15 protein-coding genes are annotated in these 18,931 nt (G+C 65.5%); 7 read left to right on the top strand and 8 right to left on the bottom strand.

Annotated elements, in window-relative coordinates:
* Positions 1 to 186 precede the first annotated feature (186 nt).
* The 7 genes from ACNFCH_RS19240 to ACNFCH_RS19210 all read left to right on the top strand — a co-directional run bounded on the left by ACNFCH_RS19240 (position 187) and on the right by ACNFCH_RS19210 (position 8,512).
* The gene (locus ACNFCH_RS19240) at positions 187 to 2,124 is read left to right on the top strand and encodes a DUF294 nucleotidyltransferase-like domain-containing protein (RefSeq protein WP_416743312.1); all 1,938 of its coding nucleotides are present in this window, start codon (positions 187 to 189) and stop codon (positions 2,122 to 2,124) included.
* The gene (locus tag ACNFCH_RS19235) at positions 2,121 to 2,834 is read left to right on the top strand and encodes a 3'-5' exonuclease (protein ID WP_337159205.1); all 714 of its coding nucleotides are present in this window, start codon (positions 2,121 to 2,123) and stop codon (positions 2,832 to 2,834) included. The genes ACNFCH_RS19240 and ACNFCH_RS19235 overlap by 4 nt, the downstream gene beginning before the upstream one ends.
* A 206-nt stretch (positions 2,835 to 3,040) precedes the next feature.
* Positions 3,041 to 3,559 (top strand): RNA polymerase sigma factor, encoded by a 519-nt coding sequence (locus ACNFCH_RS19230; protein WP_416743311.1) that lies wholly within the window; start codon positions 3,041 to 3,043, stop codon positions 3,557 to 3,559.
* Positions 3,556 to 4,512 (top strand): FecR domain-containing protein, encoded by a 957-nt coding sequence (locus ACNFCH_RS19225; protein WP_416743310.1) that lies wholly within the window; start codon positions 3,556 to 3,558, stop codon positions 4,510 to 4,512. The genes ACNFCH_RS19230 and ACNFCH_RS19225 overlap by 4 nt, the downstream gene beginning before the upstream one ends.
* 162 nt (positions 4,513 to 4,674) lie before the next feature.
* Positions 4,675 to 7,110 (top strand): TonB-dependent siderophore receptor, encoded by a 2,436-nt coding sequence (locus tag ACNFCH_RS19220; RefSeq protein ID WP_337159202.1) that lies wholly within the window; start codon positions 4,675 to 4,677, stop codon positions 7,108 to 7,110.
* A gap of 113 nt (positions 7,111 to 7,223) precedes the next feature.
* Positions 7,224 to 8,336, top strand: a complete 1,113-nt coding sequence (locus ACNFCH_RS19215) for a PepSY-associated TM helix domain-containing protein (protein ID WP_337159201.1) — start codon at positions 7,224 to 7,226, stop codon at positions 8,334 to 8,336.
* Complete coding sequence (locus ACNFCH_RS19210; protein ID WP_337159200.1) at positions 8,333 to 8,512, top strand: hypothetical protein; 180 nt, start codon at positions 8,333 to 8,335, stop codon at positions 8,510 to 8,512. Before ACNFCH_RS19215 ends, ACNFCH_RS19210 begins: the two co-directional genes overlap by 4 nt.
* A gap of 162 nt (positions 8,513 to 8,674) precedes the next feature.
* Here ACNFCH_RS19210 and ACNFCH_RS19205 read toward each other — a convergent pair whose 3' ends face one another.
* The 8 genes from ACNFCH_RS19205 to glnE all read right to left on the bottom strand — a co-directional run bounded on the left by ACNFCH_RS19205 (position 8,675) and on the right by glnE (position 18,737).
* Positions 8,675 to 10,117, bottom strand: a complete 1,443-nt coding sequence (locus ACNFCH_RS19205) for a lipopolysaccharide kinase InaA family protein (RefSeq protein ID WP_416743309.1) — start codon at positions 10,115 to 10,117, stop codon at positions 8,675 to 8,677.
* Positions 10,117 to 10,869: a lipopolysaccharide kinase InaA family protein gene (locus ACNFCH_RS19200; RefSeq protein ID WP_196165343.1), complete on the bottom strand. Its 753-nt coding sequence runs from the start codon at positions 10,867 to 10,869 to the stop codon at positions 10,117 to 10,119. The genes ACNFCH_RS19205 and ACNFCH_RS19200 overlap by 1 nt, the downstream gene beginning before the upstream one ends.
* Positions 10,866 to 11,609, bottom strand: a complete 744-nt coding sequence (locus tag ACNFCH_RS19195; RefSeq protein WP_337159198.1) for a lipopolysaccharide kinase InaA family protein — start codon at positions 11,607 to 11,609, stop codon at positions 10,866 to 10,868. The genes ACNFCH_RS19200 and ACNFCH_RS19195 overlap by 4 nt, the downstream gene beginning before the upstream one ends.
* A complete protein-coding gene (gene rfaP, locus ACNFCH_RS19190; protein WP_043212621.1) occupies positions 11,609 to 12,415 on the bottom strand; it encodes a lipopolysaccharide core heptose(I) kinase RfaP in 807 nt (268 codons plus the stop codon). The genes ACNFCH_RS19195 and rfaP overlap by 1 nt, the downstream gene beginning before the upstream one ends.
* A complete protein-coding gene (locus tag ACNFCH_RS19185) occupies positions 12,412 to 13,536 on the bottom strand; it encodes a glycosyltransferase family 4 protein (protein ID WP_337159197.1) in 1,125 nt (374 codons plus the stop codon). Before ACNFCH_RS19185 ends, rfaP begins: the two co-directional genes overlap by 4 nt.
* Positions 13,536 to 14,594 carry a lipopolysaccharide heptosyltransferase I gene (gene waaC / locus ACNFCH_RS19180; protein WP_070090716.1) on the bottom strand — a complete coding sequence of 353 codons (1,059 nt, stop codon included), beginning with the start codon at positions 14,592 to 14,594 and terminating at the stop codon, positions 13,536 to 13,538. The genes ACNFCH_RS19185 and waaC overlap by 1 nt, the downstream gene beginning before the upstream one ends.
* Positions 14,595 to 15,644 (bottom strand): lipopolysaccharide heptosyltransferase II, encoded by a 1,050-nt coding sequence (gene waaF / locus ACNFCH_RS19175; protein WP_196165339.1) that lies wholly within the window; start codon positions 15,642 to 15,644, stop codon positions 14,595 to 14,597.
* Between the two features lie 159 nt (positions 15,645 to 15,803).
* Positions 15,804 to 18,737 carry a bifunctional [glutamate--ammonia ligase]-adenylyl-L-tyrosine phosphorylase/[glutamate--ammonia-ligase] adenylyltransferase gene (gene glnE / locus ACNFCH_RS19170; RefSeq protein WP_416743308.1) on the bottom strand — a complete coding sequence of 978 codons (2,934 nt, stop codon included), beginning with the start codon at positions 18,735 to 18,737 and terminating at the stop codon, positions 15,804 to 15,806.
* Between the last annotated feature and the right edge of the window lie 194 nt (positions 18,738 to 18,931).

Here is an 18,931-nt window from a genome sequence, read left to right as displayed (position 1 = left end):
TCAGACCGCAAAACAACGCTATGCAAGGCACCTTTCGTCGTCTATTTGACACCCAGGCGCCTTCCAGGCAGGACGCGTCGCACCTTATAGACTTACGTCCAATGGGCACCGCAAGGCCGGCGACCGACCATGGAGCCTTAGAACAACAGGGCCTGCGCCTAGTGCCCCCTACATGCGGTCAGTTCCATGAGCAAGAAGGACGCCTACAGCCAGGCCGGCAGAACGGCAGTGCTGCAGAACATCCAGGGTACCCTGCAGTTCCTGCAGCGTTTCCCGCCGTTCAACCAGATGGAGCCCAGCCACCTGGCCTACCTGGTGGAGCAGTGCCAGCTGCGCTTCTACGCCAGCGGCGAGAGCATCATCAAGCCGGCCGACGGCCCGGTCGAACACTTCTACATCGTCAAGCAAGGCCGAGTGGTCGGCGAGCGCCAGCACGTCACCAAGCCGGGCATGGAAACCACCTTCGAGATCGCCAGCGGCGAGTGCTTCCCCCTGGCGGCGCTGCTGGGCGAACGGGCCACGCGCACCGAGCACCTGGCCGGTGAGGACACCTTCTGCCTGCAACTGAACAAGAGCGCGTTCATCCGCGTGTTCTCGTTGTCCGAGCCGTTTCGCGATTTCGCCCTGCGGGGTGTCAGCAGCCTGCTCGACCAGGTCAACCAGCAAGTGCGCCAGCGCGCCGTGGAAACCCTGGGCACCCAGTATTCCCTCAACACACCGCTGGGCGAGCTGGCCATGCGTCACCCCGTGGTTTGCTCGCCGGACACGCCCTTGCGCGAAGCCGTGGGGCTGATGCACGAGCAGCAGGTCGGCAGCATCGTCATCGTCGATCCACAGCGCTTCCCCATCGGCATCTTCACCCTGCGCGACCTGCGCCAGGTGGTGGCCGACGCCCGCGCCGAACTGACCGCGCCGATCGAGCGCTACATGACGGCCAAGCCGTTCTACCTCAGCCCCCAGGCCAGCGCGTTCGACGCCGCCATGGCCATGACCGAACGGCATATCGCCCACGTCTGCCTGGTGGACAACCAACGCCTGTGCGGCGTGGTCTCCGAGCGCGACCTGTTCTCTTTGCAGCGGGTCGATCTGGTGCCCCTGGCCCGCACCATCCGCCATGCCCCACGCCTGGAGAACCTGGTGTCGCTGCGCGGCGAGATCGGCCAATTGGTCGAACGCATGCTCGCCCATGGTGCTTCATCGACACAGATCACCCAGATCATCACCCTGCTCAACGACCATACCGTGTGCCGGGTGATCGAGCTGGCCCTGGCCGAGCGAGGCGATCCGGGCGTGCCGTTCAGCTGGCTGTGCTTCGGCAGCGAAGGCCGCCGCGAACAGACCCTGCACACCGACCAGGACAACGGCATTCTCTTCGAAGCCGACGACGCCACCGAAGCCGAAGCGATCCGCGCCCGTCTGCTGCCGCTGGCCCAGTACATCAACCAATGCCTGGCCCAGTGCGGCTTCACCCTGTGCAAGGGCAATGTCATGGCCGGCAACCCCGAGCTGTGCCTGTCGCGCAGCGAATGGGCGCGCCGCTTCGCCGGTTTCATCCGTGAGGCCAGCCCCGAAAACCTGCTGGGCTCGAGCATCTACTTCGACCTGCGGGTGGTCTGGGGCGACGAACAGGGCTGCGAGCAACTGCGCCGTGGGATTCTCGAGCAGGTCGCCGACAACCGCATCTTCCAGCGCATGATGGCCGACAACGCCCTGCGTCAACGCCCACCGGTAGGGCGCCTGCGCGAGTTCGTGCTGACCCGCCAGGGCGACGACAAGGCCGCGACCCTCGACCTCAAGGTCCAGGGCCTGACACCCTTCGTCGATGGCGCTCGCCTGCTGGCACTGGCCAATGGCATCAAGGCCTGCAACACCCTGGAACGTCTGCGTCATCTGGTCGCTCGGGGCATCATCGAGCCGCTGGACGGCGCCGCCTATGAAGAGGCCTACCACTTCATCCAGCAGACTCGCATGCAACAGCATCAACGCCAGAGCCGCGACAACCTGCCCTATTCCAACCGGCTTGACCCGGACAGCCTCAACCACCTGGACCGGCGCATCCTGCGTGAGTCCCTACGCCAGGCCCAGCGCCTGCAAAGCAGCCTGGCCCTGCGGTATCAGCTATGAGCCTGTTCGCCTGGCTGCGACCGGCTCCGCTGGCACTGGACGGCGACCTGCTCCAGCGCATTGCACGCCTGCCCAAGACCGCGCCGACACTGGGCGTGCTGTCGTTGCGCGAGCAGCGCTGGGTGGTGCTGGATCTGGAAACCAGCGGCCTGAACGTCAACCGCGACCAAGTGCTGTCGATCGGTGCAGTGGCCATCGAGGATGGCGCCATCGATTTTCGCCAACAGTTCGAGCGCACCCTGCACCGTCCGGCGCAGAAGACCAACCCCAGCGTGCTGATCCACGGCCTGGGCCCCAGCGCCCTGGCCGCCGGCTGCGACCCAGCCACCGCCCTGCTCGATTTGCTGGACTTCATCGGCGACAGCCCCGTGTTGGCCTTCCACGCGCCCTTCGACCAGCGCATGCTGGCCCGGGCCTTGAAGGACAGCCTCGGCTATCGCCTGCAACACCCGTTCTTCGATGTGGCCGAGATGGCCCCGATGCTCAACCCCGACACCGTGCTGCGCGAAGCCAGCCTGGACGATTGGATCGCCCGCTTCGGACTGCACGCCGAAGAGCGCCACCACGCCAGCGCCGATGCCCAGGTGACTGCCGAACTGGCCCTCATCCTGCTCAGCCAGGCCCGTCGCCAACAGCTCGACAGCCCTCTGCAGCTCAACCTTCGCCTGCAGCAATGGCGTCGGCGCAAGACGCAGCAATACAGCCTGTAACCCTTCGCGCTGTTTCAGATAGATCCGCTGCCCCTGTCCTCTGTTGCAGCAGGTTTATCCGCGAAGACCTTGTCGAGCCCAACGATGCCTTTGTGGATAAGTCCACGGTCACAATCCGATAAGCGTCAATTGCACCCCGCGCCCTCGCTCTGTCACAATCGCGAATAATTATCGTTAGTTAACGCATTCTTTTCGGGGGACGCTTCTTGTCGTCTGCGCAGAGCCCACATGCCCAGCTGGTCGATACGTTGTACCGCGACCACCGCACCTGGCTGCTGGCCTGGCTGCAACGCAGCACAGCCTGCCGTCAACGTGCCGAGGACCTGAGCCAGGACACCTTCGTGCGCCTGCTCGGTCGCGAGCAGCTCGACGCCCCCCGCGAACCCCGCGCCTTTCTGGTCGCCGTGGCCAAGGGCTTGCTGTTCGACCACTTCCGCCGCGCGGCCCTGGAGCAGGCCTACCTGGCCGAGCTGGCCAACCGGCCCGAGGCCGAGCAGCCTTCCCCCGAAGTCCAGCACCTGATCCTCGAAGACCTCAAGGCCATCGACCGCCTGCTCGGCAAGCTGTCGAGCAAGGCCCGGGCGGCCTTCCTGCACAACCGCCTCGATGGCATGGGCCACGCCGAGATCGCCGAGCGCCTGGGCGTATCGGTCTCACGGGTGCGTCAGTACATCGCCCAGGGCATGCGCCAGTGCTACGTGGCGCTCTATGGGGAGCCAACGTGAACACCACGCCCGTCTCGGCCAAGGTCCTGGACGCCGCCATTGCCTGGAAGCTCAGCCTCGATGGCGGCGACGGCACCGCCGACGAACGCATCGAATTCGTGCGCTGGCATGCCGCCAGCGAAGAACATGCCCGTGCCTGGCAACAACTGGGCATGCTCGACCGACGCGTCAGCGCGGCGGCAGGCCCGGCACGCAAAGCCCTGGTGCAATCGCGCGCAGGCCTGCGCCAGCGGGTCGGCAGCTTCGGCGGCGGGCTGGCCGGGCTGCTGTTGGTAGGGGCGCTGCTGGTCGGACTCGGTGCGCCTTCGCTATCGCCGGACTACTGGCTGGCCGACCAGCGCACCGGTACCGGCGAGCTGCGCACCCTGCGCCTCGAAGACGGCACCTTGCTGAGCCTGAACACCACCACGGCGGTGGACATCGATTTCGCCGGCGCGCAGCGGGTGATCGTCCTGCACCAGGGCGAGATTTCCGTCGAAACCGGCCATGGGGATACCCGACCACTGCTGGTGCGTACCGACGATGGCCGCCTGCGGCCACTGGGCACACGCTTCCTGGTCAAGCGTGAGGGCCATGGCACCCGCCTGGAGGTGCTCCAGGCCTCGGTCGCGGCCAGGCCACTGAACAGCATCGATGAGCAGGTGCTACGCGAAGGGCAGCAGGTGCTGATGACCGCCGATGGCCTGGGTCAGGTCGACCCCGTCGCGGTCGGTGCCGATGCGTGGACCCGTGGCATGCTGGTCGTGGACAACGTACGCCTGGGCGACTTGATCGCCGCGCTCGCCCATTACCGCAACGGCCACCTGGGCGTGACCGCCGAGGTCGCCGACCTGCGCGTGAGCGGCAGCTTCCCGCTGACCGACACCGACCTGGCCCTGGCATCGCTTACGCCAGCCTTGCCGGTGAAGATCGAGCGGCATACGCCATGGTGGGTGACCGTCACCGCCAAATAGACCGCAACATTCAGTCTCCCTCCGTAGGAGCTGGCGACGCCTGCGATGGGCTGCAAAGCAGCCCCCTTTCCCCATCGCACATTTTTTTCCAACACCCCTGTCACTTTTCAAATCTCGCTCGGCAAGGAAGCAATCAGCACTTATTCGTCGAGGAGCCGCTGCATGTCCCGTGCCGTAGATTCTTTCCTGCGCCCCAGCCTGATGGCCCTGGCCATCGCCCTGGCCGCCCCGCTGGCCAGCCCTGCCCTGCAAGCCGCCGAGCAGTCGGCCCTGCGTGCCTATGACTTGCCCAGCGCACCGCTGGCGAGCACCCTGAATCAGATCGCCAGCCAGGCCGGTATCGCCCTGGCCCTGGATCCGGCGCTGGTCGATGGCCGCACCTCGGCCCCGGTCAACGGTCAGTACGATGCCGTCGGCGCCCTGCATGCAGCCTTGCGTGGCACGGGGCTGCAACTGCAGCAGAGCAGCGTCGGCAGCTACAGCCTGGTGGCCACGCCCGACGGCACCCTGGCACTGCCGGAAACCGCGATCAACGCCAGCGGCGACTTCGAGACGGCCTGGGGCCCGGTAGAAGGCTACACCGCCACGCGCACCGCCGCAGGCACCAAGACCGACACAGCCATTGCCGAACTGCCACGCTCGGTCAGCGTGATCACCCGTCAGCAAATGGAAGATCGCCCCGTTCTCAACCTCAACGACGCCCTGCGCTACACCGCCGGCGTGCAGAGCAGTGGCTACGGCGCCGACTCACGTAGCGACTGGCTGCTGGTACGGGGCTTCGTGCCCACCCAGTTCCTCGATGGCCTGCCGCTGCCTGTGGGCAACTACGCCACGCCCAAGATCGAACCGTGGAACCTGGAGCGTATCGCCGTGCTGCGCGGCCCGGCATCATCTGTCTATGGCCAGACCCCGCCCGGCGGTCTGCTGGACATGACCACCCGCCGGCCACAAGCCCTGAGCAGCCATGAACTCGAAGCCCAGGTCGGCAGCAACGAACACCGACAGATCAACTTCGACAGCACCGGCAAGATCGACGACGAAGGGCAATTTCTGTATCGCCTCAGCGGCACCGTGCGCGACAGCAATGCGGCTGTGGACCACATTCCGGACAAGCGCTACAACATTGCCCCCAGCCTGACCTGGAACATCAACGACGACACCAAGCTGACCTTCATCTCCCAGTACACGCGGGACGATACCGGCATCACGGGCCAGTTCCTGCCACTGCAAGGCACCAAGCTGGACAGCCCGGCCGGCAAGATTTCCCATCACAAGAACCTCGGCGATCCGGATTGGGAGTCCTACGACCGTACCTACTACGCCCTGGGTTATGCCTTCGAGACGCGCCTGAACGACACCTGGCAGTTCCGCCAGAACCTGCGTTACACCCGCAATGAGCTGGACTTCAAAGGCATCACCGCAGGCGGCCAGATCTGGCCCAACGGCCCGGACGTTGCGGTCAGCCCCGATGGCACCGTGCAACGCACCGCCGGTATCGTCGAGGAAGACATCAGCCAGTTCGCCGTGGACAACAATTTCCAGGCCGATTTCCAGACCGGCCTCGTCAGCCACACCCTGCTGCTGGGCCTGGACCACCAGCGCTCGACCAGCGACGCCCACTGGCGCTGGGGTTCGGCAGGGGTTCCGCCAAGCAACATCCACAACCCGGTCTACGGCCAAGACTTCTCCAAGGTCCAGTACATCGACATGTACGACTACAACCAGAAGACCCAACAGACCGGTGTCTACCTGCAGGACCAGATGGCCCTGGACAACTGGCGCCTGACCTTGGGCGGTCGCGAAGACTGGATTCATACCGGCACGACCTTCCACAACTTTGGCGATGCCACCAATACCCAGCGTGACAAGCAGTTCAGCGGCAACGCGGCGCTGAGCTACGTCTTCGATAACGGCCTGACGCCTTACATCTCCTACGCCGAGTCGTTCCAGGCCGCCAGGGGCGCGAGTGTCAGCCGAACCGAAGCCTTCAAGCCAACCGAAGGCAAGCAGTACGAGGTGGGTCTGAAGTATCAGCCACCGGGTAGCCAGACACTACTGACCGGTGCAGTGTTCGACCTTACCCAAGAGAACGTTTCGGTCTCCGAGGGAGGCGTGACCCGCCAGGTCGGCAAGGTCCGCGTACGCGGCCTGGAGCTGGAAGCCACTTCCGACGTCACGGAAAACCTCAAACTTGTGGGCTCCTACACCTACAACGACAGCGAAATCCTCAAGGGTGCCACCGGTGAGAAAGGCAAGCGCATGGCCCAGGTGCCACGCAACCAAGCCACCGCCTGGGCCGACTACACCTGGCACAGCGGGCCACTCGATGGCTTCGGTGTGGGGCTGGGCGTGCGCTACGTGGGCGACTCCTACGGCAACACCACCAACACCGACTGGGGCTATACCGGCTCCTATACCGTCTACGACGCCTCGGTGCATTACGACCTGGGCCGGGTGAACAACACCCTCAAAGGCGTGACGGTGGCGGTGGATGCCAAGAACCTGTTCAACAAGGACTACTTGTCCACCTGTGACGGGTACTACTGCTACTACGGCGACGAGCGCAACGTGACCGCCAGCGTCAATTACAAGTTCTGATCCACAGGGCCGCTGCGCAGCCCGTCGCGGGACAAGCCCCCTCCAGCAGCGGGCTTGTCCCGCGATGGCGTTGGCAGCAACACCGCCGAGCCCCCAGATTTCCCGGAACCGTAATGAAGAGCCAAACCATCCGCCGCTGGTCGGTGATCCACACCTGGACCAGCCTGGTCTGCACCCTGTTCCTGATGCTGCTGGCCCTCACCGGCCTGCCGCTGATCTTCCATCACGAGCTTGAGCACCTGCTCGGCGATGCCCCCGAGCTGCGCGAGATGCCCGAGGGCACGCCGCACCTGGACCTGCAGCAACTGGTACTCAAGGCCCAGGCCCATCGCCCTGGCGAAGTCATGCAGTACTTCGGCTATGACGAGGACGACCCAAACGGCGTGGTGGCGATCATGGCCGCCACCGCCGGTACCGAACCCAACGCGTCGCACACCTTCATGCTCGACGCACGCACGGGCGAAGCCGTGGCGATGCCTGCGGCCAACGGCGGCCTCATGATGACCCTGCTGCGCCTGCATGTGGACATGTTCGCGGGCCTGCCCGGCAAGTTGCTGCTGGCGTTCATGGGCGTGTTGTTCGTGGTGGCGATCGTCTCCGGCACGGTGCTCTACGCCCCGTTCATGCGCCGCCTGAAGTTCGCCAGCGTGCGCCATGATCGCTCGCGTCGCCTGCGCTGGCTCGACCTGCACAACCTGATCGGCATCGTCACCCTGACCTGGGCCTTGGTGGTCGGTGTCACCGGGGTGATCAGCGCCCTCTCCGACCTGGTCATCGCCGCCTGGCGCAACGACAGCCTGGCGGCGATGGTTGCCCCCTACCGCGACGCCCCGCCGCTGACCGAGCGCGCACCGGCCAGCCGTCTGCTGGAGATCGCCGCCGAGGCCGCGCCAGGCATGCGACCGGACTTCATCGCCTTCCCCGGCACACGCTTTTCCAGCGAGCACCACTACGCCGTATTCATGAAAGGCGCCACGCACCTGACCTCGCACCTGCTGACCCCGGTGCTGATCGACGCCTGCACGCTTCAGGTCACAGCGGTCGGCGAGCGTCCCTGGTACATGGATGCCATGGGCTTGTCACAGCCGCTGCATTTTGGTGACTACGGCGGGCGCCCTATGCAGATCCTGTGGGCGGTGCTCGACGTGCTGACCCTCATCGTCCTGGGCAGCGGCCTGTACCTGTGGTGGGGCAAGCAGCGCAAGGCGCGGGAGGTGACGGCATGAGCCACAAGTCGCAATCGACCCGGCGAATCTTCGCCTGGCCGGCGGTCATCGCGGTGCTGGGCGCAGTGGGGTTGTTTGCCGCGTTGCTGGGGGATGGCGGGTGGGACGTGTTGTCCTGGGCGGGACTGGGTGTGCCCGCGCTGCTGGGGGTTCGTGGGCTGATCGGTCGAGCCTGAGCACCTGAGAGCAATAGTCTTGCGCTGTGGCGTCTTCTTCGCGGGTTCCCCCACAGGTACAGCGGTGCTGTCGAGAGCACCGCAGCCCCGCCCCTACAAGTCCTGCACAGTCATCTGCTGTACCTGTAGGAGCGGGCTTGCCCCGCGATGCGGTGCCGGGACTTACTGATCAATGCGCGGCAGTACCGCATCCAGCCGTTGGTGCAGGGCGCTGCCGCTCGGCCAGTTGCGCAACATTCGCGCCCGGTCGCGGGCATAGGCCGGCGCAAAGCTGAGCTGGGTGGCATGCTGGCACATGGCATCGAGATCGATCAGCGACCACTGGCCGTTCTGCCAGAACAAATTGTGCCCCTTGAAATCGCCATGGCTGATGCGCTCGCGGATCAGCTGCTGCATCAGGTGCACCAACGCCTGCACCTGTTCTTCAGGCGCCTCGCCGCTCTCGACGTATGGCTGGAAACATTCGATCAGGTCCGGCCCGTCGGCATACTCGGTCACCAAAAAGGCCCGGCTGCGCAGGCCCATGACCCGTTGCTCCAGCACCGCCAACGGCCGTGGCGTGGCGATGTCGAGAAACTCAAGACGATGCCCTTCGATCCAGGAGTGCCAGGCGCGGCTGGGCCGCCAGAAGCGCTTGAACCAGTGTGCGGTGTTCTTGATGTTGTAGCGCTTGAGCACCAAGGTGCGGCCATCGACCTCGATACGCGCCACACTGGCCGCACCGCCGGTCTTGTACAGATGCCCCTCGTCGATCAACGCATCGGCGTTCTGCAGCACCGGCAGCATGGCTGGCACTTCGGCCCGGCGGATCGCCCGCAGGCCCGAAAGGCTGCGCTCCACGCTGAACAGCGTGCACTCGCGCCCGGCCTTTTCCAGATAGTCCTTCAAGCGCCAGTTGCGCACCTTGTCGATCTGCTTCTGCAGGGCTTCCAGCGGCAGGGCATGCTCGGCATTGGCCAGCAGGTAATGGACCAGCAGCTCTTCGATGAACGGCTCCAGGCGCTTGGGCAACTGGGCGAAGAACACCCCGAGATTCTCCAGCACGCGCTGGCGCGACAGCTGCTGCCCCGGGGTCTCGGCCTTGATGCCGCCACCGTCGATCAGGTACAGCTGACCGCCATGACGCAGCAGGTTGTCCAGGTGCAGGTCTTCCTGCCACAGGCCCTTGGCGTGCATGTGTGCGACCGCGGCGAGCGCTTCGCCCAGGACCTGCTGCTGCTCATCCGCCAGCACGGGGAGGTTTTCCACCGCTGCCCAGGCGTCGGCCAGGCTCTGGGCGCCGTCGAGAAACTCGAAGAGCAACCAGCCGCCCTCCCCCTCTTTCAGGCCATCGGCCAACAATTGCGGAGTCGTCAGGCCTTGGCTGGCGAGCAGCTTCACGCCCTCCAGCTCGCGCTGGAAGTGGCGGGCCGCGTTGCCGCCGACCAGCAGCTTGGCCAACACCGGTGTGCCACGCCAGATTCCGGCGCCGACATAGCGCTGGCCAGGCAGCACGCGCAGCAGGCTGAGCAGTTGCAAATCGGCGCTGCCGGCCGCATCGGCCAGGGTCACGTTCAGGGGTAACGACGGGCTGCGCCCGGCGCTTTTGAGATCAGACAAACGCATCAACGCGCCTCCTTTTCACGGCGACGACGCACCAGACGCTGCAACCAAGTGTCGACCAGGCTGCTGTCGCCAGGCTGCTCGAGGTAGGCCGCCAGCAGGCTGCGCACGTCCCCCTCGCTCCAGGCGCGGGCACGGCGCAGCAAAGGCTCCAGGTCCTTGAGCCGGTCACGCATGCCCATCAGCAGCGGGCGGGTCTTCTCGAGGTCGATCAGCTGGGCCTGCCAGCCTTCGCGACGCTCACGCAGGAAGATGTGCTTGGGGTAGAAACAGCCATGCACCTGGCCTGCCGCGTGCAGGGTGCGGGCCAGCTGACCGCAGGCCTTGAGGATGCCCTCGCGCTGCCCGGCCGCCAGTTGCGGCCACTGGGCCAGCAGGCTGTCCAGGTCGCGCCAGTCATCCAGTGCTCGGGTCATGAGAATGGCGCGATGCTGACCGTTGCCCTTGCGTTCACCATAGAACACCGCCTGCAAGGCGGGAATCCTGAGTTTCTCGTAGCGGCTGATGTTGCGAAACTCGCGGGCGAAGGTCGGCTCGCCGAATGGCCGGTGCAGGGTCCGCGTGAGGTAGTTGCTCTGGCGCTTGAGGTAGAACCCCTTGCCCTCGAGCTCCAGGCGAAACACGCTGCTCCAGCCGCCACGGCCGGTGTTGGGTTCGTCCACGGCGTCGAGCTGCAGCGCCCACAGCGCCTCGAAGTCATTCAGCCCGTGGCGTTGCAGCAGCGCCTCGTCGGCGCTGGCCAGGTAATCGGTCATTCCCTTCCCTCGAAGAAGCTCACCACCTCACGGATCCGTCGCTTGTCCCTGGAATCCAGGCGCTGGTGGCCGCGGTACTGCAGGTAAAAGCGCAGCCGCTGGGTCGCCGAAAGGTGGTATTTGGCGACCTTGTCCAGGCACGCCAGGTCCTTGATCAGGCGGTGGCGCAGCATCAGGGCACGGCAGCCGCGCCAGAAGTCGCCGGTCGGGCAATCGATGAAGAACAGCGTCGCCTTGTCGTCCACCAGCAGGTTGCGCCACTTCAGATCGTTGTGGGCGAAGTGGTGATCGTGCATGACCCGGGTATGCCTGGCCAGCTGGCGGCTGACACGGTCGACCCAGGCACGGTCGGCCAGGCGCGGATCCTTGCGCTCGGCCAGGGCGGACAAATCTTCGGTGTTTGGCAGCTCGCGGGTGATCATCGCACCACGGCCAAAGCCCAGACCGTTGCGCTCCAGGCCCCAGGCCACCACGTCGGCGGTGGGGATCCCCCACTTGGCGAACTGCTTGAGGTTCTGCCACTCGGCCTTGATGCGCGGCCGGCCCAGGTAACGGCGCAAGGCTTTGCCGGCACCGGTGTAGCGTTTGACGTAGTAGTTGACCCCGTCCCGCTCGATGCGCACCACTTCGCTGAGCGGGTCACGGGTGAGACGTTCGCCCTGCAGGGCGAACACCGCCTCGAGACTGCCGAAATCCGCCGCCAGGCTTTCGTAGCCTGGTGCCAATGTCCAACCCGCCATCAGAGCGCATCCCCATAGCGTTGCTTGCGATCGTAGAGTTTCTGCGCCTTGCGCTCGAGCCAGGCGAGCAGCGCGGCCTCATCGGCCAGGACCTGGCGCAAGGGACGCTGGAAATAGCCACGCAAAAAGCGCAGCTTGTCGCGGCGGGTCAGGCCGATGTCCAAGGCCGAGAAATACAGGGCCGCCAGATCCTTGTCACGCCAGCGGCGGGTGATCTTGTCACGGGTCTGGGCGCGGTGCAGGTCGATCACCGACAGTTTGAAATCTTCTGGCGTCACCGGTCGATCGGTGTGCAGCAGGAAGTGGCAGATATAGCAGTCGCGGTGGTTGACCCCGGCACGGTGCATGCCGCCGGTCATCTTCGCCACCTCAGCGATCAATGCCCATTTCAGGCGCGCCTGGGGCGGCTGTTTGACCCAGTCGATGCTGAAGTCTTCCAGGCTGATGGTCGGCGCCAGTTCTTCGGTGACGATGAACGAATGCTGACTCGCCGGATTGCTGCCGCGCTCACCGTAGGCCACGGCGGTCATGGTCGGTACGCCGGCTTGATGCAGGCGCTGGATCGCGCGCCACTCCTGACCGGCGCCGAGCACCGGCAGCTTGGCGCTGAACAGGTTCTTGAAGATCTCGCCCCAGCCGATGCCGCGGTGGATCTTGACGAAGTAGCCCTCACCCTCGACTTCGGTGCGCAGCGTGCGGCGGCCTTCCAGTTCACGGAACACCTCGCCCTGCAGGGCCTCCACGGCCTCGAAGGGGTCGCGCCCGGCCCACAGGCGCTTGAACGGCTCGGCCAATATCAGCTTCATGCCTGCTCCTGCCCGAGGATCACGTCGGCGGCGTGCTGCGGCATGCTGTACAAGTCCGCGGTATCGGCGAAGGCCAGCCCGTTGCGCGCCCAGGCCGCACGCGCCTGGCCGTCTTCGAGCATGCGTTGCAGGTAGCGGTTGAGTTGCTCCTGCTCGAACGGCTCGTCCAGCACCAGGCCGCTGTCGGCCTCGGCGATGTAATGGGCATAACCGCACACCTGGGAGACCAGCACCGGCAGGCCGGCCACCAGGGCCTCCAGCAGCACGGTGCCGGTGTTTTCGTTGTAGGCGGGGTGGATCAGCAAATCGGCTCCAAGCAGGAAGCGCGGGATATCGCTGCGCCCCTTGAGGAAGTGCACCTGCTCGCCCAGGCCCAGCGTGGCGCTCTGCAATTGGAACACCTTCGGATCGTCCTGGCCGATGACCATCAGCCGGGTGCGCTTGCGCAGCGCCGAGGGCAGCGCCGCCAAGGCCTTGAGGCTGCGGTCCACGCCCTTGGTCTTGAAGCCCGAGCCGATCTGCACCAGCAATAGGTCGTCGTCACCCAGGCCGAACTCCTTGCGAAACTGCGCGCGGATAGCATCGGCGTCGGCCGGGCGACGGCGGTCCTGGGAGATCCCCGGCGGCAACAAGTGGAAGCGCTCCAGCGGAGTGCCATAGTGCTTGATGAACAGTGGCTGCTGCACCTCGGAGATCATCAGCACCTCGGTGCGGGCATCCTTGGCGAACACCGCGCGCTCGTACTCGGCAAAATGCCGGTAGCGGCCCCAGCGGCGGTACAAGCCGCCGCGCAGGGTCTGGGCCTTGTCCTCGAAGCAACCGTCGGCGGCGTAGTAGACGTCCAGCCCCGGCATCTTGTTGAAGCCGATCAGACGATCGACCGGGCGCTTGGCCAGGTCAGCGGCCATCCAGGCGCTGAGCTTCTCGTTGCGACGGTGGTTGAACAGCGCCTTGACCGGCGCCACCAGCACCTCGAAGCCCGGCGGAATGTCACCCTCCCAGATCAACGTGTAGACACGGATCTGGTGGCCCCGCTTCTGGCACTCAAGGGCAATGCGCATGAAGTCGCGCTGCAGCCCGCCGAACGGGAAATATTTGTAAAGCACGAAAGCCAGTTGCATCAACGAACATCCTCAGCCAGCAGCAGCGCGCTCAAGCGGCTCGCCACATGCTCGGGATTCAGGCGAGTGAAGCACAGCGGCCACTCGCGTTTGAGATCGAACCGGCGCAGATCCTCGGCGCTCGGTTTGTAGGTGCACTTCTTCTGCAGGCAGGGCGCGCAGGGGAAGTCGCTGGCCTGATGGACCTGCACACGCCCGTAGGCGCCGGTCAGGCCAGGGTTGGTCGGGCCGAACAGGGAAATGGTCGGCACATCCAGTGCCGCCGCCAGATGGCCCAGACCGGTGTCCACCGCCACGCAGGCCTTGGCCGCCGCCAGTACGCGGGCGACACCGGCCAGGTTCAACTTGGGCAGGACTTCGCAGTTCTTCAAGCCCTGGGCGATACGCTCGGCGCGGGCTTTCTCGGCCGGGTTGCCCCACGGCAGGCGTACCTGCAGATTGCGCCGGCCGAGGCGTTCGGCCAGCTCGCGCCAGTAGGCTTCGGGCCAGTGCTTGGTGGCCCAGGTGGTGCCATGCAGGAACACCACGTACGGCGCTGCAGGTGGCAATTGCAGACGGTCCAGGTCCAGGCCATAGCGGCCGATGCCTTCGGGCAGGTCGTAGGCCAAGGCCAGGGCGAACAGCTGGCGCACCCGCTCCACGGCATGCTGGCCGACAGCGACCGACAGGCGTCGGTCATAGAAGCGGCTGGCCCAGCCTTCGCGGGCGGAGTAGCGATCGAGCCCCGCCACCGGCGCTTTGACATAGCGCGTCAGCCAGGCCGACTTGACCAGCCCCTGGGCATCGATCACCAGGTCGTACTTGCGCGCGCGCAGACGTTGCTTGAACGCCTTCCATTCGCCGCTCTTGATCGTCTGCCAGAGATTCTTGCGCCAACGCCGGATGGCCACCGGAATGACCTGGTCGACCGCCGGGTGCCAACTGGGGATCTCGGCGAAACCTTCCTCCACCACCCAGTCGAAGCGGATACCGGGAATGGCGTGGGCGGCGTCGGTGACCGCCGGCAGCGTGTGGATCACATCGCCCAGCGAAGATGTCTTGATGATCAGGACCCGCACTTAATCGACCTCGGCCAGGACATCGATCAGGTTCGGCCCGCCCAGGTGCGTGAGCGCGGCGATCACTTTGCCGGGCTCCAGCAGACGCAGGCAGTTGTAGTGGCCAAACCGGCAGGTGCGGTCAAAGCAGGGGCTGCATTCGATGCCCAGGCGCACGATCTCCACGTGCTCGGCCAAAGGCGGAGTGAAGCCCGGCGAGGTGGAACCGTAGACCGCCACCAGCGGGCGGTTCAGGGCAGCGGCCACGTGCATCAGCCCGGAGTCGTTAGACACCACGGCATCGGCGCAGGACAACAGGTCGATGGCTTCGGCGAGAGAGGTTTCCCCGGCAAGGTTGTAGGACTCCTCACGGAACCCTGGAATCAGCCGGTCACGGATCGACTCACCCACCGGATGGTCGTTTTTCGAGCCGAACAGCCACACCTGCCAGCCCTGGCGGATCATCGCGTCAGCAACCTCGGCATAGTGCTCAGCCGGCCAACGCTTGGCCTCGCCGAACTCGGCGCCTGGGCACAGCGCCAGCACCGGTCGATCGAGCTCCAGGCCGAACTTGGCCAGTGCGGCGTCGCGGCTCTGCGCTTCGATGCGCAGGCTCGGCCGTGGGTAAGGCTGTGGCAGCTCGGCACCCGGCGCATAGGCCAGGGCCATGAAGCGCTCGATCATCAGCGGGTAGCGGGCTTTGTCCAGCTTGCGCACATCATTGAGCAGGCCAAAACGCATTTCGCCGCGCCAGCCAGTGCGCTTGGGGATGCCGGCGAAGAACGGCACCAGTGCCGACTTCAGCGAGTTGGGCAGGAGGATCGCCTGGTCATACTGGCCCGCCAGGGATTTGCCGATGCGTCGGCGCGTGGCCAACTCCAGCGCGCCGTGGCCGAGCGGGAAACTCAGGGCCTGGCGCACCTCGGGCATGCGCTCGAGGATCGGCCGGCTCCACTCGGGCGCCAGCACGTCGATCACGCATTCGGGGTGCTGTTGCTTCAGGCACTGGAACAAGGTCTGCGCCATCACCATGTCGCCGACCCAGCTGGGCCCAATGATCAGTATTCTCATGCTTAGTCCAGAAACGCTCGGGGAGGCTCAGCGTTGGCCTGGCCTCCCCTCTTTATATTCAGGCTATGTGGCGGACAGTGTAACACCCAGGCATTTCTGCCGCTGATCGCAGCCCCTGGGGAGCGGGTTCGCCCGCTCTCACAGGGACGACAGAGATCTTCAGGTCAGCCCCAGCTCGCTCCAGATCCGCCGCACCTCGCGGCGCTGGTCGGCAAACTGCCCTGCATCGACGACGCCGGCCTGCTTCTGCAGGGCCTGGCGGTGCGAGGCCGAGCGGAACGCCTTGTACACTTCGCGCAGCAGCACCGCGTCGCTGGCCGGCATCAGGCCCGCCTGCTCCAGTTCCTCGAGGATGCGAATGTTGTCGGTCCAGCGCAGCAGGGCCGGGTGGTCGTGGGACCAGGCCAAAGCGGCGTATTGCACCATAAATTCGATATCCACGATACCGCCGGCATCCTGCTTGATATCGAAGGGCATCCCAGCCTCGAAGGCATTGGCGGCAGTGCCTGCGGCGGTGCTCTTGGTGCCGAGGTTGTCGCGCATCTTGGCGCGCATTTCGCTCACTTCCTGGCGCAGCTTATCCAGCTCACGGGGCTTGCCCAGCACCCGGGCGCGCACGTCCTCGAAGGCCGCTGCGACCTGCTTGCAGCCCACCAGTACCCGCGCCCGCACCAGGGCCTGGTGCTCCCAGGTCCACGCCTCGCCCTGCTGATAGCGCTCGAAGGCGCCGACGGAGCTGACCAGTAGCCCCGAGGCGCCAGAAGGACGCAGGCGCATGTCCACGTCATAGAGCTGACCGGAGTTGGTCTGGGTGGTCAGCATGTGGATGATGCGCTGGCCCAACCGGGTAAAGAACTGCGCGCCATCGATGGGTTTGGCACCGTCGGTCTCGCCCTGGGGATCGCCATCGTGGATGAACACCAGGTCCAGGTCCGAGCCATGCCCCAGCTCGATGCCACCGACCTTGCCATAGCCGACAATGATGAAGCCCGGATCGCACAGGCTGCCATCGCTGCGTTTGGGCTGGCCGTGACGGGCAACTGTCTGGCGCCAGGCCAGGGCCAGCACCTGATCGAGGATCGCCTCGGCCAGCCAGGTCAGGTAGTCGCTGACTTTCATCAGAGGCAAATTGCCAGTGATCTCCGAGGCGGCCACCCGCAGGCTGTGGGCCAGCTTGAAGTGACGCAACGCCTCCATTTGCTGCTCCAGATCGTCCTCGGGAATGCGCGTCAGGCGCTCGCGCAGCTCGCAGGCCAACTCCGGCGCCAGGGGCGGGCTGAACAGCCGGCCTTCATTGAGCAGTTCGTCGAGCAGCAACGGGTAGCGGGCAATCTGTTCGGCAATCCAGGGGCTGGCCGCGCACAGCGTCAGCAACCGGCGCAAGGCGCCTGGGTTCTCGGTCAGCAGCACCAGGTAGGCCGAGCGTCGCGCCACCGCCTCGACCAGTGGCAACACCCGCTCCAGCACCAGGTCCGGGTCGTCGTGCTCCACAGCCTGGGCCAACAAGCGCGGGATGAAGGCATCCAGGCGCTCGCGACCGATACGCTGCATGGAGCGCAGCGACGGGCTGGAGCGTAGCAACGCCAGGCGACGCAAGGCCTCCGCGGGTTGCCTGAAGCCGGCCTCCTCCAGCTGACGGCAAGCGGCCTCTTCATCCTGGGCCTGCTCCCACAGGGGCGACCACTCGCCACCGACGACCAGCTCGCCCTCGCCTTCCTCGTCATCCGGGTCGGCGATCACCTGGCGGAAGTGCCAGTCGATCCGGCCGCGCCAGTGCATGAGCTGGTCATGGAAGCCCTGCCAGTTAGCAAAGCCCAGGATAAAGGCCACACGTTCACGGTCCTTTTCGTCCTCCGGCAGCATTTGCGTCTGGCGGTCGGCGATGGCCTGGATCGCATGTTCGGTATAACGCAGGAATTCATAGCCCTCGCGCAGCTCGGCCACCACCGCCGGCGGCAGGTAGCCCTGACCTTCGAGGGTCGCCAGCACCTTGAGCAGTGGCCGCTGTTGCAGGCTCAGGTCGCGCCCGCCGTGAATCAACTGGAACGCCTGGGCGATGAACTCCACTTCGCGGATGCCGCCAGCGCCGAGCTTGATGTTCTCGGACATGCCCTTGCGCCGCACCTCCTGCTGGATCAGCTGCTTCATGGTGCGCAGCGCCTCGATGGCCGAGAAGTCCAGATAACGACGGTAGACGAACGGGCGCAGCATCTTCTGCAACTGGGCGCCGGCCACCTGGTCGCCGGCCACGACTCGCGCCTTGATCATGGCGTAGCGTTCCCAATCGCGGCCTTGGTCCTGGTAGTACTGCTCCAAGGCATTGAACGACAGCGTCAGGGCACCGGCCGAGCCGTAGGGACGCAGGCGCATGTCGACGCGGAACACGAAACCATCGACGGTCACCGGATCCAGTGCCTTGATCAGCCGCTGGCCCAGGCGGGTGAAGAACTCCTGGTTGTCCAGCGAGCGCTTGACCCCTTCGGTCTCGCCGCCCTCGGGGAAGGCGAAGATCAGGTCGATGTCAGAAGACAGGTTCAGCTCCACCGCGCCCAGCTTGCCCATGCCCAATACCACCATGTGCTGCGGCTGGCCGCTGCGGTTGCCGATGGGGGTGCCGAACTGCTGGCAATGGCGCGGGTACAACCATTGATACGCCTGATCAATGGAGGCGTCGGCCAGGTCGGACAGGTCGCGGCAGGTTTCCCCCAGTGCCGCCTGGCGGGTGATGTCGCGCCAGATGATGCGCACTTGCTGGCGGTTGCGCTCACGGCGCAGGTTGCGCGCAAGTTCCTCTTCGCTCTGCGCAGCGTCGGCGGCGGCGGCGATGCGCGCGCGCAACTCGCCCGGGGCGAAAGGCCGCTCCAGCTCACCGCTGGCCTGCAAGGCGAAGAGCATGGCCGGCTCACGTAGGGCCACTTCCAGCACGAAGTCGCTGGCAGCCGCTACCTGGTCGAAGGCGTGGCGCTGGGCGGGGCTCCAGGTATCGAAGTCCAGTCCTTCCAGGCCGGCGATGGCCTCACGCAGTGATTGTTGGTTACGGACGACCAGCGGTTGCAGGACGGCGGGCAGATCGAGCGGCAAAGGCAGGCGCATGGTCTATCCTTGATCGGCGTGAGTGAGAGGGGTAGCGGCGGTCGAGGGGATGCCGAATGACGGTTGGACTGTCATACAAAAGTTGGAAATAGCTGAAATAAACGAATCATTGGTTAAAAACATCAAGATTCACCCAGTCAGAGCCCAGTCCAAACCTACGGGAACGTTTTTCCCCACAACCCGACATGCGACAA

Source organism: Pseudomonas sp. NY15354 (genome assembly GCF_048068075.1).
Classification (GTDB): Bacteria; Pseudomonadota; Gammaproteobacteria; order Pseudomonadales; family Pseudomonadaceae; genus Aquipseudomonas; species Aquipseudomonas guariconensis_C.
This window is presented reverse-complemented; position numbering and strand designations above follow the sequence as displayed.